We start from the raw sequence: 271 nt of genomic DNA on the forward strand, positions 1-271 counted from the left end.
ATCTTTTCGTTGATACCACCAGTGAGCAGCAGTCCGTGTCGAAGTGTTAGGTTTTAATTCATCGGCCGTATTTAATTGGACCGCTGGATCAGAATGCGAAACCTTTACTGATAAACCACTAGTCGCTGTTGCATTCCCGATAATAACGTCGTTTTTTGGTGAATAACTGGTAACCGATTCATTTGGCGAATAGAGGGTAAAACTAGACGTTTTCAGCGATGGCTTTTTACTATCTGAATTTTCAAAAGCATTATACCAGTTAATTTTTTCA

1 protein-coding gene is annotated in these 271 nt (G+C 39.1%); it reads right to left on the reverse strand.

What is annotated here, in order from left to right; genetic code table 11:
• Positions 1–271 (reverse strand): hypothetical protein (locus ACFILA_RS09860; RefSeq protein WP_375661162.1); only part of this gene is annotated, 271 nt, incomplete at both ends.

Origin of the sequence: Bartonella sp. CL71SXKL (genome assembly GCF_042194935.1) — a bacterium.
Lineage (GTDB): Bacteria > Pseudomonadota > Alphaproteobacteria > Rhizobiales > Rhizobiaceae > Bartonella.